Source organism: Roseibium sp. (genome assembly GCF_039982295.1).
Classification (GTDB): domain Bacteria; phylum Pseudomonadota; class Alphaproteobacteria; order Rhizobiales; family Stappiaceae; genus Roseibium.
In genome coordinates, this window is the sequence record NZ_JBDWYP010000088.1 from 1 (window position 1) to 13370 (window position 13370).

At 57.4% G+C, this 13370-nt stretch carries 12 protein-coding genes; 8 read left to right on the top strand and 4 right to left on the bottom strand.

All coding sequences use genetic code 11. The features are described 5' to 3' along the window. Positions 1 to 38 precede the first annotated feature (38 nt). The 6 genes from lpxD to ABJZ52_RS18970 all read left to right on the top strand — a co-directional run bounded on the left by lpxD (position 39) and on the right by ABJZ52_RS18970 (position 5080). On the top strand, positions 39 to 1076 hold the full coding sequence (gene lpxD / locus ABJZ52_RS18945) for a UDP-3-O-(3-hydroxymyristoyl)glucosamine N-acyltransferase (RefSeq protein ID WP_348191309.1): 1038 nt from the start codon (positions 39 to 41) through the stop codon (positions 1074 to 1076). A 58-nt stretch (positions 1077 to 1134) separates the two neighbouring features. Then, positions 1135 to 1599: a 3-hydroxyacyl-ACP dehydratase FabZ gene (gene fabZ / locus ABJZ52_RS18950; RefSeq protein ID WP_153768934.1), complete on the top strand. Its 465-nt coding sequence runs from the start codon at positions 1135 to 1137 to the stop codon at positions 1597 to 1599. 7 nt (positions 1600 to 1606) lie between these two features. Beyond that, the gene (gene lpxA, locus ABJZ52_RS18955; protein WP_348191312.1) at positions 1607 to 2404 is read left to right on the top strand and encodes an acyl-ACP--UDP-N-acetylglucosamine O-acyltransferase; all 798 of its coding nucleotides are present in this window, start codon (positions 1607 to 1609) and stop codon (positions 2402 to 2404) included. Positions 2405 to 2414: 10 nt separating this feature from the next. Further along, entirely contained in the window at positions 2415 to 3317 is a 903-nt protein-coding gene (lpxI, locus tag ABJZ52_RS18960) for a UDP-2,3-diacylglucosamine diphosphatase LpxI (protein ID WP_348191315.1), read from the top strand. A 6-nt stretch (positions 3318 to 3323) separates the two neighbouring features. After that, entirely contained in the window at positions 3324 to 4517 is a 1194-nt protein-coding gene (lpxB, locus tag ABJZ52_RS18965) for a lipid-A-disaccharide synthase (protein WP_348191318.1), read from the top strand. Positions 4518 to 4585: 68 nt separating this feature from the next. Then, a complete protein-coding gene (locus ABJZ52_RS18970; RefSeq protein ID WP_348191321.1) occupies positions 4586 to 5080 on the top strand; it encodes a GNAT family N-acetyltransferase in 495 nt (164 codons plus the stop codon). A 60-nt stretch (positions 5081 to 5140) separates the two neighbouring features. On the opposite strand, the gene gltA is transcribed toward ABJZ52_RS18970, so the two are convergent. Together gltA and gltX are read right to left on the bottom strand one after the other, a co-directional pair. Then, positions 5141 to 6430, bottom strand: coding sequence for a citrate synthase (gltA, locus tag ABJZ52_RS18975; RefSeq protein ID WP_348191324.1), 1290 nt, complete (start codon positions 6428 to 6430; stop codon positions 5141 to 5143). A gap of 230 nt (positions 6431 to 6660) precedes the next feature. Continuing rightward, positions 6661 to 8085, bottom strand: a complete 1425-nt coding sequence (gene gltX / locus ABJZ52_RS18980) for a glutamate--tRNA ligase (RefSeq protein ID WP_348191326.1) — start codon at positions 8083 to 8085, stop codon at positions 6661 to 6663. 105 nt (positions 8086 to 8190) lie between these two features. Here gltX and ABJZ52_RS18985 point away from each other — a divergent pair, with 105 nt between their 5' ends. Next, positions 8191 to 10719, top strand: coding sequence for a ComEC/Rec2 family competence protein (locus ABJZ52_RS18985; RefSeq protein ID WP_348191329.1), 2529 nt, complete (start codon positions 8191 to 8193; stop codon positions 10717 to 10719). Between the two features lie 38 nt (positions 10720 to 10757). On the opposite strand, the gene lexA is transcribed toward ABJZ52_RS18985, so the two are convergent. Both lexA and ABJZ52_RS18995 read right to left on the bottom strand, forming a co-directional pair. Beyond that, positions 10758 to 11468, bottom strand: coding sequence for a transcriptional repressor LexA (gene lexA, locus ABJZ52_RS18990; protein WP_348191332.1), 711 nt, complete (start codon positions 11466 to 11468; stop codon positions 10758 to 10760). Positions 11469 to 11797: 329 nt separating this feature from the next. Then, positions 11798 to 12355: a helix-turn-helix domain-containing protein gene (locus ABJZ52_RS18995; protein WP_348191335.1), complete on the bottom strand. Its 558-nt coding sequence runs from the start codon at positions 12353 to 12355 to the stop codon at positions 11798 to 11800. A 92-nt stretch (positions 12356 to 12447) separates the two neighbouring features. Here ABJZ52_RS18995 and ABJZ52_RS19000 point away from each other — a divergent pair, with 92 nt between their 5' ends. After that, positions 12448 to 12678 (top strand): hypothetical protein, encoded by a 231-nt coding sequence (locus tag ABJZ52_RS19000; protein WP_192108176.1) that lies wholly within the window; start codon positions 12448 to 12450, stop codon positions 12676 to 12678. The last annotated feature ends 692 nt before the right edge of the window (positions 12679 to 13370 follow it).

Here is a 13370-nt window from a genome sequence, read left to right on the forward strand (position 1 = left end):
CCGATGTCTCGGCGGCCGTTTGCTATTGGAAGAAGAGCATGTCAGATCCCGTTTTCTTTGCCGCTCCGGAGAATGTGAACCTCCAGACCATTGCTGATTGGGCGGAGGCGGAGATACTCTCGGGCGATCCGGCTCTGAAGGTTTCCGGTGTTGCTCCGGTTGAAGATGCTGTTCCCGGATCTCTCGTCTTTTTTGACAATACGCTCTACCTGAACAAACTGGCAGAGACCCGAGCTGCGGCCTGTCTTGTTGGTCGCAAACATAAAGACAAGGTTCCGAACGGCGTGGCCGTGCTTCTATGCCGTGAGCCGTACAGATCCTGGGCCCTCGTTCTGGCGCAACTCTTTCCCGCTGCAATGGTGCCGCGCGCAGAAAATGCGCTGGGTGTCTCGGACCGTGCTGTGGTCGAACCCACTGCGGTGCTCGAAGAGGGCGTTGTTGTAGAGGCCGGTGCCGTGATTGGTGCGGGTGCGGAAATTGGTGCGGGAAGCACTGTCAGGGCGAACGCTGTCATTGGTGAGCGTGTTCGTATCGGCCGTGAGTGCGTTGTCGGCGCGAATGCGTCTGTCCAGCACGCTCTGATCGGAAACCAGGTATATCTTCACCCGGGTGTCTGTATCGGTCAGGACGGCTTTGGCTATGCCATGGGACCAGGTGGTCACCTGAAGGTTCCACAGATTGGACGGGTCGTTATTCAGGACAATGTGGAGATCGGCGCCAACACCACAGTTGACCGGGGCGCAAACCGGGATACGGTCATTGGCGAAGGAACCAAAATCGACAACCAGGTCCAGATCGGACACAACGTTGTCATTGGCCGCCATTGCGTGATCGTTTCCCAGGTAGGGCTTTCAGGCAGTTGTACGCTTGAAGATTATGTTGCCATTGGCGGGCAGACCGGCGTTCGCGGCCACGTCACGATTGGCATGGGTGCCCAGATAGCTGGCGTGAGTATCGTCAATGACGATGTTCCAGCTGGTGGTCGGTATGGCGGAACACCGGCGAAGCCCGTAAAACAGTGGTTCCGGGAACTTGCGGCGATCCGCAAGCTTGCAGAGCGCGGCAGCGAGAAGTAAACGGATCCGCACTTGGATCCACCTATGTGACGGCGCACCCGGCGCCAAGGGGCTTTGAATGGAAGAGACAGACAAAAAGACGCTCGACAGCGCAGACATCATGCGGATCATGGAAGTTCTTCCGCACCGCTATCCGTTCCTTCTCATCGACAAGATCGTCGAGATGGACGGTGATGACAGCTGCATCGGCATCAAGAACGTCACGATCAACGAGCCGCATTTTCAGGGACACTTTCCGACACGCCCTGTGATGCCTGGTGTGCTCTTGATCGAGGCGATGGCACAGACTGCCGGTGCCTTGTGCGTCCATGCGAAGGGCAAGGACAGCCCACCGCAGCTCGTTTATTTCATGACCATCGACAAGGCCAAGTTCCGCAAGCCGGTGGTGCCGGGCGACCAGGTTCATTTCCACGTCAAGAAAATCCGCCAACGTGCCACGATCTGGAAGTTCGACGCGGTCGCGATGGTTGACGGTGCGAAAGTTGCTGAGGCGGAAATCAGCGCGATGCTGGTGGATGCGTGAGGACTTGATGGCAGATATTCATTCCACCGCGATCATTGAAGACGGCGCTGTTGTCGGTGATGGCTGCCGGATCGGACCCTATTGTGTGGTTGGTCCAAATGTGCGCCTTGAGCCAGGTGTCATTCTCGAAGCGCATGTCGCGTTGGCCGGTCATACAACGATTGGCAGTGGTACGCATATCTTTCCCTTTGCGAGCATTGGTCACAAGCCGCAGGATCTGAAATACGCCGGTGAGCCGACCCGGCTTGAAATCGGTCAGAACAATCAGATCCGCGAACATGTTACCATGAGCCCGGGAACAGCAGGTGGCGGTGACCTGACCAAGGTCGGAAACAACAACCTGTTTATGATGGGCGCCCATGTCGGTCACGATTGTATCGTGGGCGATCATGTCATTCTTGCGAATAATGCGACCCTGGCGGGTCACGTCGAGCTGGAAGATCATGTCATCATGGGTGGCTTGAGCGCAGTGCGTCAGTGGAGCCGAATTGGTACGGGTGCGATCGTTGGTGGCATGACCGGTGTCGAGTTCGATGTGATTCCATTTGGGTCGGTTATCGGCGACAGGGCGCGCCTTGCTGGTCTCAATCTGATCGGGCTCAAGCGCAAGGAGCTGCCTCGCGAGCAGATACATGCACTGCGAGGCGCCTATAAGCAGCTGTTCGAGAGCGATGAGGGCACCCTTCGTGAGCGCGCGGACTCAGTGGCTACCGAGAATGCTGATCAGCCACTGGTCAAGACGGTGACCGACTTCATCCTTGAAAAGGAAAACCGCAGGTTCTGTACGCCGCGCGGTAGCGACTGATCGGTCGACCATGCAAGCGCCTGTGTCCGCATCCATGAGCTTTCAGGAGCAGTCCAAGGCTGCTCCCGTCGCCGTGATCTGCGGCAATGGTCGTATTCCGCTTCAAGTGCTGGATGGCCTGGCGTCTCAACAGCGCGCGGCCTACGTGGTCGCGATCAAGGGAGAGGCCGAAACCGAGCTGCAGGCCAGGGCTGATATCGAGCTCGGTTGGGGTGAAATCGGCCGACTTTACAAGTCTATGGCAAAAGCTGGCTGTAAGCAGGTCTTGCTAATAGGAGGCGTCACAAAGCGCCCCGACTTCACCTCCATTGTCGGCGATCTCGGAACGTTGAAACGTTTGCCGAAAATTTTCAAGGCGCTTGTAGGCGGAGACGATAGCCTTCTGACGAAGGTCATTGGTCTCTTTGAAGTGGAAGGCTATCAGGTGGTCGGCATCAAGGACATCACACCCGAACTTCTTGCTGCCGGCGACGCCATGGGCGTGCATAAGCCACGCGCGGAGGATCTCCGTGATCTGGAGCTCGCCCGATTGGCGACAACGCGTCTGGGTGATCTCGACATCGGCCAGGCAGCAGTCGCGCTTGGCGGGCGCGTGATCGCGGTGGAAGGCGCGGAAGGCACGGATGTCATGCTGGAGCGCTGTGCGACCTTGCGGGAGAGCGGCCGGGTGCGAGCCAAGGGTAAGGCCGGCGTACTGGTCAAGGCGGTCAAGCCCGGGCAAGACCTTCGGGTAGATCTTCCGACCATCGGTCCAAAAACAGTTGAGTTTGCAGCGAAAGCCGGACTGGCGGGGATTGCGGTCGAAGCTGGCGGCGCTCTTGTTTCTGATCGTTCCGAGACGATTGCCAAGGCTGATGCCGCTGGTCTGTTTCTGTTCGGGTTTCAGGCAGAAACACTCGACGACGGGAGTTGAGGCGACATGTCACTGTCGGGCAACCCGGTCAGGGTCGCAATCTGTGTCGGCGAAGAATCAGGAGATCTTCTTGGCAGCCGGCTCATGGAGGCCTTGCAGCAGCGGCTCGGTGATGGCGGCGTGGCGTTTACCGGGTTGGGTGGTCGCCGCATGCAGGCCCTTGGCATGGAGAGCCTGTTCGATATCTCGGATATTTCGGTCATGGGGATTTCCGCCGTTCTGGCGCGGCTGCCCCTGATTGTCAGAAGAGTCTATCAAACCGTCGATGCGATCGTGGCGAGCGATCCCGATGTGCTCGTGATCATCGACAGTCCGGACTTCACGCACAACGTTGCAAAGCGTGTGCGAAAACATGCTCCGCATATTCCGATCATAGGCTATGTCTCTCCATCAGTTTGGGCGTGGCGGCCGGGCAGGGCGCGCAAGATGACAGCCTATGTGGACGAGCTTCTGGCAATTCTTCCCTTCGAGCCTGAGATACACAGGAAGCTTGGTGGCCCTCCAACACATTATGTCGGCCATCCATTGATTGAACGGCTCAGTGAACTTCGCCCATCCGCGGGGGAACGGGCGCCTGTCGACGGACTCGAAAAGGTCTTGCTTGTCCTCCCAGGCAGCCGTGGCAGCGAGGTGGACCGCCTGTTGGCTGACTTTGGAGGAACGGTCGACAAGTTGAAGGAGCGGTTCCCGAATCTGGAGGTGCTTCTTCCTGCTGTTCCGCATCTGCGCGAACGCATTGTTGACGGGGTGGCCCAGTGGAAGAGCAAGCCGACCATCATTGACGGTGAGGCCGACAAATATAGAGCTTTCCGCAGGGCCCACGCGGCTCTGGCCGCGTCAGGAACTGTATCCCTGGAACTCGCCATCTCCGGCGTTCCCATGGCAATCTGCTACAAACTTGACTGGTTCTATCGTCGTCTGCGGCAGATACACAAGATCATTCCGATAGCCAGCGTTGGTTCCATGGTGCTGCCGAACATCATACTTGGCCGGAATGTCGTTCCGGAATTCCTGGATGACGAAGCCAACCCAGGCACATTGTCGGATGTGATCGGTGAGCTTCTGATCGATAGCAGCGAACGACGCAACCAGGTCGAAGCATTGAAGGATCTGGATGCCCGAATGCGGTTGCCGGACGGCGGAAAGCAGAGCGATGCGGCGGCGTCCATCGTGCTCAAGGTTTTGAAACGCCAGACTTGATTGAACCGGTTGGTTGCGGGACAAGCAGTGGCGTTGTGCGGTTGCCACCTTTCTTTGTCCGAGGTCTCATGAATATCCCAAGACTTGAAACCGACCGTTTGATCTTGCGCGCCCAATCCTATGATGATTGGCCTGCCTACCGGGACATGATGCGGTCCGGGAGATCTTCAGGCATGGGCGGGCCGCACGAAGTCCCCGTCGCCTGGGGCATGTTCTGTCACGACCTTGTCCAATGGCAACTCTTCGGCCATGGAGCCTTGATGATGGACGACAAGCAGAGCGGGCTCTGCATTGGACAGGTCGGCATTAATGGCGGCCCGTTGTTTCCCGAGCCTGAGTTGGGTTGGTTTGTCTATGGGGGCGCCGAAGGGAAGGGCTATGCCTTTGAAGGCGCAACCGCCTTTCGGACATGGGCGCTGACTGAACTGAACTTGCCGTCACTGGTCAGCTATATTGATGATGACAATCTACGCTCGCGGGCTTTGGCAGAGCGTTTGGGTGCGTGGCTCGACGATCGAGCGAAGGCGCCTGACCCCGGCGATTTGGTCTATCGGCACAAATGAAGCGACAAACAGAAAGGGCGCCCGTTAGGCGCCCTTTTAATTTGTTTCGATGACGGCGACTTAGCGCTGTTCGATCGGCGTGTAGTCGCGCTTTGGCGAGCCTGTGTAGAGCTGACGCGGACGGCCGATACGCTGGGACGGATCTTCCACCATTTCCTTCCACTGGGCGATCCAGCCCACTGTGCGCGCAAGAGCGAACAACACAGTGAACATGGTGGTCGGGAAGCCGAGCGCACGAAGCGTGATGCCGGAGTAGAAGTCGATGTTCGGATAAAGCTTCTTCTCAACGAAATAGGGATCGTTGAGTGCGATCTTTTCCAGTTCCATTGCGATATCGAGCAGCGGATCGTCCTTGATGCCAAGCTCGCCGAGGACCTCGTGACAGGTCTTCTGCATGATCTTCGCACGCGGATCGTAGTTCTTGTACACCCGGTGACCGAAGCCCATGAGACGGAACGGATCGTTCTTGTCCTTGGCGCGGGCAACATACTCGGGAATACGATCAACAGAGCCAATTTCGGACAGCATGTTGAGCGCTGCTTCGTTGGCGCCGCCGTGTGCCGGACCCCAAAGGCAGGCAATGCCGGCAGCGATACAGGCAAACGGATTTGCACCTGAAGAACCGGCCAGACGAACGGTCGAAGTCGATGCGTTCTGCTCATGATCTGCATGCAAGATGAAGATCCGGTCCATTGCACGGGCCAGAATCGGGTTCACCTTGTAATCTTCACATGGAACTGCAAAGCACATGTGAAGGAAGTTGGCGGCATAATCCAGGTCGTTGCGCGGATAAACGAACGGCTGACCGACGTGGTACTTGTAGGCCATCGCAGCGATGGTCGGCATCTTTGCGATCATGCGCAGGCTTGCGACCATGCGTTGATGCGGGTCGGAGATATCCGTGCTGTCATGGTAGAAAGCGGCCAGGGCCCCAACGGTGCCACACATGACGGCCATTGGGTGAGCGTCGCGACGGTAGCCGGAGAAGAAGCGGGACATCTGCTCGTGAATCATCGTGTGGTAGGTCACACGCTCCACGAAATCTTCTTTCTGCGATTTGGTCGGGAGTTCGCCGTAAAGCAGGAGATAGCAAGATTCGAGGAAATCACCGTGATCGGCGAGCTGGTCGATCGGATAGCCGCGGTAAAGCAGCGTACCTTCGTCGCCATCGATATAGGTGATTTTGGATTCACATGACGCCGTGGACGTAAAGCCCGGGTCGTATGTGAACATGCCGGTGTCTTTGTAAAGTGAGGAGATGTTCACTACAGACGGGCCAACGGATCCCTCCAGAACGTTAAATTCGTGGTCTGCGCCACCGACGTTCACTTTGGCTTTGTTTTCGGCCATTCAGGTAACCCCCTTTTCAAGTACTCTTTGCGGCACCCGAGCGGCGGGTTGCTGCGTTCCACACATGGGAAAACAGGCCTGCCAGATGCAGCCGGAGAAATGGTCGCGTTCTGCGTATCCCATTTGGTGCAGGGCCGCAAGGCAACGGTCCTAGCGCTTTGGTCACATGGCCGCGTTTCGGCTGAAACCGTTAGGGCAGCCAAACGCTGCCCTGCGACAACTTATGGCAACTAGCTTGCCTGATCACTAACGCGAGCGATGGATTCTTCCCTGCCGAGTGCAACGAGAACGTCATAAATGCCAGGAGACGTGCCACGCCCCGTGAGTGCAGCGCGCAGCGGTTGGGCGACCTTGCCGAGTTTGAGTTCCTTTTCTTCGGCATAAGCCTTGACGGCAACCTCAAGAGGTTCCGCTGCCCAGTCAGACACCCCAGAGAGCACATTGCTGAGGTCTGCAAGGATCGCGCGAGCACCTTCGTCGAGTATCTTGTTTGCCTTCTCGTCGCAATCGAGCGGCCTCTGACGCCAAAGGTAGCTCGCGCTTTCGCTCAACTCGACCAGGGTCTTGGCCCGTTCCTTCAGGCCGGGCAGAGCTGCGAGTGCGGTCGCTTCATTCTCACCCTCGGCCATCCATTTCAGAACGGCGTTGCCGCCGTCTGTGTGGGCAAGGCAGGTCTTCCAATGCGCGAGCAGCTCGGCATCGTCCGTGCTGCGCATGTAATGGCCATTGAGGTTTTCAAGCTTCTTGAAGTCGAAGCGTGATGGCGACTTGCCGACAGCATCCATGCCGAACCATTTGATCATGTCTTCGGTCGACATGATTTCCTCATCACCGTGGCTCCACCCCAGGCGTGCGAGGTAATTGCGCATGGCCTGCGGAAGATAGCCCATGGCGCGGTAGGCTTCTGCGCCAGTCGCTCCGTGGCGTTTGGACAGTTTTGCACCATCAGGGCCGTGAATCAGCGGGATGTGGGACATGGCAGGTACCGTCCAGCCCATGGCCTGGAAAATCAGGCTCTGGCGGGCGGCGTTGGTCAGATGGTCATCGCCGCGGATGATGTGGGTGACGCCCATGTCGTGGTCATCCACAACGACAGCAAGCATATAGGTCGGAGTGCCGTCGGAGCGCATCAGGACCAGATCGTCGAGATCCTTGTTTGGAAAGGTGACGCGGCCCTGGACGAGATCGTCCACCACGGTCTCGCCTTCCTCGGGTGCTTTTAACCGGATGGCGGGGGCAACGCCGGCAGGCGCCTCGGACACATCCCGGTCCCGCCACCGGCCGTCATAGCGGGGAGGGCGGCCTTCTGCGCGTGCCAGTTCGCGCATCTCGGTCAGTTCTTCCGGAGTGGCATAGCAGCGATAGGCCTTGCCGGTCGCAACCAATTCATCGACCACTTCCTTGTGCCTGTCGACACGGCCAAACTGTGAAATCGGCTCACCTTCCCAGTCGAGACCTAGCCATGTCAGTCCGTCGAGAATGGCATCCACGGCTTCCTGGTTTGAGCGGGCACGGTCCGTGTCCTCGATGCGCAGAAGCATCTTGCCGCCGTGGTGCTTGGCAAACAGCCAGTTGAAAAGGGCTGTTCGGGCACCTCCAATATGAAGGAAACCGGTCGGTGAGGGAGCAAAACGCGTAACGATCTGATTGGCCATGGTGATTCTTGTGGGTCTCTGCCAGAATGTTGAAGCAGGCGGACGGCCGCCGTGTTGGCGGCGTCTTAGCATAGGCTTGTGAAAGTCCAAAGGGGCGCGAAGGATTTGACCGCAACAGGTGCGGATCCACCGCCCGGCTCAGATGGCAGTGTCGTGCCAGGAGGAGGCACTGCAGCAACTGCGCAGTCCATCAAGGGCCGCCGGGCGGACGGGGAAACAGGTGTAAAAGATGACGCGGGCCAACGGTCCGGACCGAGCAACCGTCGCTTGCGCCAAATACTCAAGGCCTTTCAGGACATGTCGCGCGGCGGATCCGCTTCTGGTCGCCCTCTTTATGGCCGGGAGGAGATCGGTGCGCTCGCTCTGCCGCCAGGTTCCAAGCTTCGCCGTAATCCCTTGCAGGAAGAACAGGGCCTGCTGTGGGTCAGCTTCGCCTTCGCTTTTGGGATCCTCATCTACATGGTGCTTCCCGAAGAACCGAATTCGGCGGCCCTCGGCGCTGTTTTTCTGGCCACACTGGTGTGGATCGGTCGGAAGATGGGGGCGGGCCAGGCCGGGGTTGGGGCGACCTTGCTCCTGGCGGTGTTGAGCGGTGTTCTGGTGGCAAGCCTTCGCGTCACGCTTTGCGAGGCGCCCCGACTTTATGAGCCTCGAACCTTGTCGCTTGAGGGGCGCGTGCTCGAAAGACAGGAAAGTGCGCGTGGTCCACGTCTTGTTCTTCAGGCTTTGAGTTATAACGACTACGGAAAACTGCGCGCGCCGGGCGAGCCGTTTGGTGGAGGCCGTTTGCCCGAGACCATTCGAATTTCGATACCCAAGGCAGCGGTGGTGCGCACCGGTGACGGGGTCAATCTGACTGCCCGCCTGTTTCCGCCATCAGGTCCGGCAAGGCCTGGAGGCTATGACTTCTCTTTCTGGGCCTATTTCGATGGCATCGGCGCAACCGGATTTTCCTATGGCGCGCCTGAGCTGGTGGACCTGGGACAGGCCTCTCATTGGCTTCGCCTCAAGCGTCATCTTGAGACCGTTCGATCAGGTATTGGAGGTCGCATTCGGGCTGTTCTTCCTGTTGGTGACGGGGCCGAGCTTGCCGTGGCCCTGCTGGTTGGAGATCGGAGTGGGCTTTCGGAGGAGGCAGAGGACGCCTTGCGGGCGTCGGGGCTGGCTCATGTTCTTGCGATTTCGGGGCTTCATATGGCGCTTTTTGCCGGGGGGGCTTTCGGGGTTGCGTTGTTGTTGCTGGCTGCCTCTGAAACCGCTGCTCTCAAGTTGCCGTCGCACAAGGTTGCAGCGGTTGTGGCGCTCCTGGCTGCGACGCTTTACTTGGCCCTTTCCGGGGCATCAGTTGCGACACAGCGGTCCTATATGATGATCAGTCTGGTGTTCCTCGGATTGATTGTGTCGAGGAAGGGACTGACGCTTCATAGCGTTGCGCTGGCCGGGCTTGTGCTTCTGCTTCTGGCACCCGAGCGGCTTCTTCACCCCGGGTTTCAGATGTCTTTTGCGGCTGTGATCTGCCTTGTCGCAGTCTATGGGGCCTGGCGAATGCATCGCGATGAGCGTGGGACTTTCCAACTGCGTACAGATGGCGGGATGATCCGGCGCTTGCTTTCATACGTGGCGCGCGCGCTTGCGGGGCTCCTGGTCACGGCGCTTGTCGCCGGGGTCGCAACCGGCGTTGTCGGCGCGCATCACTTTGGCCGCATTGCACCCATGGGACTCTTGGGGAACTTGCTCGGCATGCCGGTGTTCACGCTTGTAATCATGCCGATGGGCGTGCTCGCGCTTGTGCTCATGCCATTTGGCCTGGCAGCGTTGCCTCTAAAACTCATGGAGGCAGGCCTTGAGCTCTTGCTTGCGATTGCCAGCTGGACCATTGACCTTGGCACGGATGGTCTCGGCGTTGGCAATGGGCATCTGGTGCCGCCAGGCGACCTGGCGACGCTGCTCCTGATCATTGGGCTTTTTCTGGTTGTTTTGGCGCGCTGTTGGTTTCGTCTTGCCGGTGTTCCAGCGCTCTTGTTGGCAACAGGGTTGATCTGGAGCGAACGCCCGCCTGATGTTCAGGTCTCTGCTTCAGGCGAGCGCGTCGCAATCCGGGGGGCAGGTGGGCTTTTATATATCGCGTCGAGGCGGGCTGGTTTCGAGACCGACATCTGGCTGCAAGCGGAAGGACAGGCACAAGTTGCCTTTCAAAGACAGAAAATGACACCGGATCAGTACCGCTGCGACGGCATGGGATGTGTCTACCAGGCCTATCCTCCGGAGCCGAAGAGGGAACTTCGCAAAGTTGCGTCAGAAACAAGGCGGGGTATCGAGCAACGGGTGTCCGGCACGTCGACTGGTCAACCCTTGTACATCGCCATGCCCAAAACCCCGCAGGCCTTTTCCATGGATTGTTTCTTGGCGGACCTTGTCATCACTGATCTGGAGGTTCCCGACGACTGTGCCGCGGAGATCGTGATCGCCGGGGCCGAGCGGCGAGGGGCAGGGGCGTTGTCGCTTTGGTTGGAAACGGTCAAAGACAACAGAACCTCCCAAGAGCGTGGAAGCGGTCTTACCCGGACAGTGGTCGATCACTGGATCGCCGCCAAATCACGTCCGGCGCGACCCTGGCATAAAGGAACGCCATAGGTCTTCTGATATAGAGTGTTTTGGTCTTTCCAGAGCGCTCAATATTGCCTGAACAGGGCAACCAGCCGGCCTTGCACCCGCACACGTCCAGGGCCGAAGATGCGTGTTTCATAGGCCGGGTTGGCGGCTTCCAGGGCAATCGAGGCGCCTTTTTTGCGCAAACGTTTCAAGGTGGCTTCTTCGTCGTCGACCAGTGCAACAACGATGTCTCCGCTGTCGGCTGTGTCGGTCCTTCGGATCAAAACCGTATCACCATCGAGAATACCGGCTTCAATCATCGAGTCTCCGCGAACTTCAAGGGCATAATGCTCGCCCCGTCCGATCAGCTCGGGCGGTACCGTGATGGAGTGACTGTGGGTCTGGATTGCCTCGATCGGCACACCTGCGGCGATCCGACCCATGACCGGTATCTCGGTACCGGCCACTTCCGGTTCCGGCTCGGACACCTTTGGTGTTTCCTTGCCGAGAGACCCCTCGATGACTTCGGGCGAAAAACTGCCGCGTGGCGGCGGTGAGCTGAGCCCGGGGGCAATTGAGTCAGGCAGGCGGATGACTTCCATTGCCCTTGCCCGATTCGGGAGGCGGCGAATGAAGCCCCGCTCTTCGAGTGCCGTGATCAGCCGGTGAATGCCGGACTTCGACCTCAAGTCAAGCGCGTCCTTCATTTCGTCGAAAGACGGGGGAACCCCGGTTTCCTTCAACCTTTCATGAATGAACATGAGCAGTTCATATTGCTTGCGCGTCAACATCCCTAGATTCTCCAGCGTGACCCGGTTGGGTACAAATCATGAACGTACCATACCTGTTCTCACTGTGTTCCACAAGACTTAAGGTTTTGTAGCTTCTGTGATGAGGTTGTTGGAATTAGTCTGCTGCGGATGTGGAGTTTTTGGCCGGAATTAATCGGCACCAGACTGCCAAATGTGGCTTTTTTTCAAAAAGTTGATTGGTTTTCGATTGCGGACCGTAGGGTCCGCAATATCAACCAGTGCAGATTGATTTAGGAACATATTGAAAACAAAAGAAGAAATAAACTGCGGATTAAATTTTTGCCTATGTGGAACGGCCGACTGCGGACCTATTGCGGACCATTTTTGTTTCTGTGTTTGATTGCCCGTGCAAAGTAGGGGAGGTCGTAGCGGTCGACGTTTCGAATGTATTCTTTGAATTCGTCGTTGGTCATGCGGCCGCTGTCGACAAGCTCCTTTTTCTTTCGTTCGATAAAATCGGCAAATATCAACATCGCCATGCCGATGGATTCACCTTTGGCCAGTGTTTCCTCCGCATCCATGAAGGCAAGTTCTTTAGGTGCGTGCTTTTCCAGGATCTCGATAAGGATCCGCTCGCCGGTCAGCTTCATGGTCGTAATCCAGAAATCATCGATCCGGGTCTCAAGCGATTCGGTCTGCTGTCGCGGGAATGCTTCGCCAAAGAGAAAGTAGTCTATCTTTTCTCCGGTTCCGGCACAGGCCTGTAGCAAAAATTCCAGGGGGATCGAGTTTCTCGTTCTCCAGGATGAAATTGCTTTGTTGGAGACCTCAAAGTAGTTAGCCAGGTCGATATCGGTATTCGTACTGGTTGATGCCTTTAAGCGTTCAATTACCTCGCTGGCGTTTACTTTGATTCCTTTTGCCATTGTTTCCTTATCCGCATAATGCTGACTTATGATTGACATCTGCAAAATGACGATTAATATGCTGCAAAATGCAGACAGTGAGGATGCATATTATGGATTACCTTTCAATTAAAGACGATGATCAGTTATTGCGTGCCGTGCGTGCGGGGTTTGTTTTACAGGGCACATCGCTGAACGCGTGGTGCAAGGCGCACGGAATTGTAAGGCGAACAGCTGAACAGTCGCTGAATGGCGAGAATATAAGCAACAATGCGATTGCCCTTGCAGCGCGGATTAGGCTTGCCGCTGGTCTGAAGGCGTCGGATTGCTCGCGATGTGGCTAAGCGTTCCGGAGCTCGCGGAACGCGCTGGAATATCACCACGCAAGGCGAGGCAGGCGCTCCAGCGTGCTCATACCGGAAAACCCTGGCGGAAGCAGATACTTGAAGTGAGATTGGTTGATGGGACCGGAGGACGGTCTGGCCTGTCTTATGAGGTCAGAGCGTGCAGCTTGCCGCGTGATCTTCAAGACTTTTGCAGTGAGCCGACCAGTCCAGAGCGCAAATTTGCAAATCCCACGAGACGTTCAGTTCCTTCTGAGTTCAGCCGCAAGGTCGCATGGTTCCTGCAGACATTTGCAAATCTGCTTGAAACCGAACCAGGGTCGGCTGAACGCGGAAAGGTAATTGCACAACTTCAGGAGACTACGGTTATCGACTGGGCCGGTAGGCCTATCGTTCTGAAACGGCGGACACTTTATTCCTGGATCAAGCAGTATGAAGCCGAGGGACCAGTCGGGTTAAAACGTGCAGGGCGCTCTGACCGTGGCAAGTCCCGTTGTTTTATCTCGAGAGATTGGGACCGGGCGGTGTCAGGTCATTTCGATGACAAGACCATGAACCGCCCCGGGTTTGCCGGAGGCTGTTTGGTTTAAGTTATGCTGCCACCGCCGGTTGATCCTGCGTGGCGTAGTATCGTTCCTCCGCTTCAGCCGGAGGGATGTTTCCTATGGTCTCCAGAAGACGCCGGTGATTGA

Bases quoted from the DNA above. Each gene is read 5' to 3' on its own strand.
- gltX (WP_348191326.1), bottom strand. From the start codon at position 8,085: ATGGCCAATCAGATCGTTACGCGTTTTGCTCCCTCACCGACCGGTTTC.
- ABJZ52_RS18995 (WP_348191335.1), bottom strand. From the start codon at position 12,355: ATGGCAAAAGGAATCAAAGTAAACGCCAGCGAGGTAATTGAACGCTTA.
- lpxB (WP_348191318.1), top strand. From the start codon at position 3,324: ATGTCACTGTCGGGCAACCCGGTCAGGGTCGCAATCTGTGTCGGCGAA.
- ABJZ52_RS18970 (WP_348191321.1), top strand. From the start codon at position 4,586: ATGAATATCCCAAGACTTGAAACCGACCGTTTGATCTTGCGCGCCCAA.
- lpxA (WP_348191312.1), top strand. From the start codon at position 1,607: ATGGCAGATATTCATTCCACCGCGATCATTGAAGACGGCGCTGTTGTC.
- ABJZ52_RS19000 (WP_192108176.1), top strand. From the start codon at position 12,448: ATGGATTACCTTTCAATTAAAGACGATGATCAGTTATTGCGTGCCGTG.
- fabZ (WP_153768934.1), top strand. From the start codon at position 1,135: ATGGAAGAGACAGACAAAAAGACGCTCGACAGCGCAGACATCATGCGG.
- gltA (WP_348191324.1), bottom strand. From the start codon at position 6,430: ATGGCCGAAAACAAAGCCAAAGTGAACGTCGGTGGCGCAGACCACGAA.
- lpxI (WP_348191315.1), top strand. From the start codon at position 2,415: ATGCAAGCGCCTGTGTCCGCATCCATGAGCTTTCAGGAGCAGTCCAAG.
- lexA (WP_348191332.1), bottom strand. From the start codon at position 11,468: ATGTTGACGCGCAAGCAATATGAACTGCTCATGTTCATTCATGAAAGG.
- lpxD (WP_348191309.1), top strand. From the start codon at position 39: ATGTCAGATCCCGTTTTCTTTGCCGCTCCGGAGAATGTGAACCTCCAG.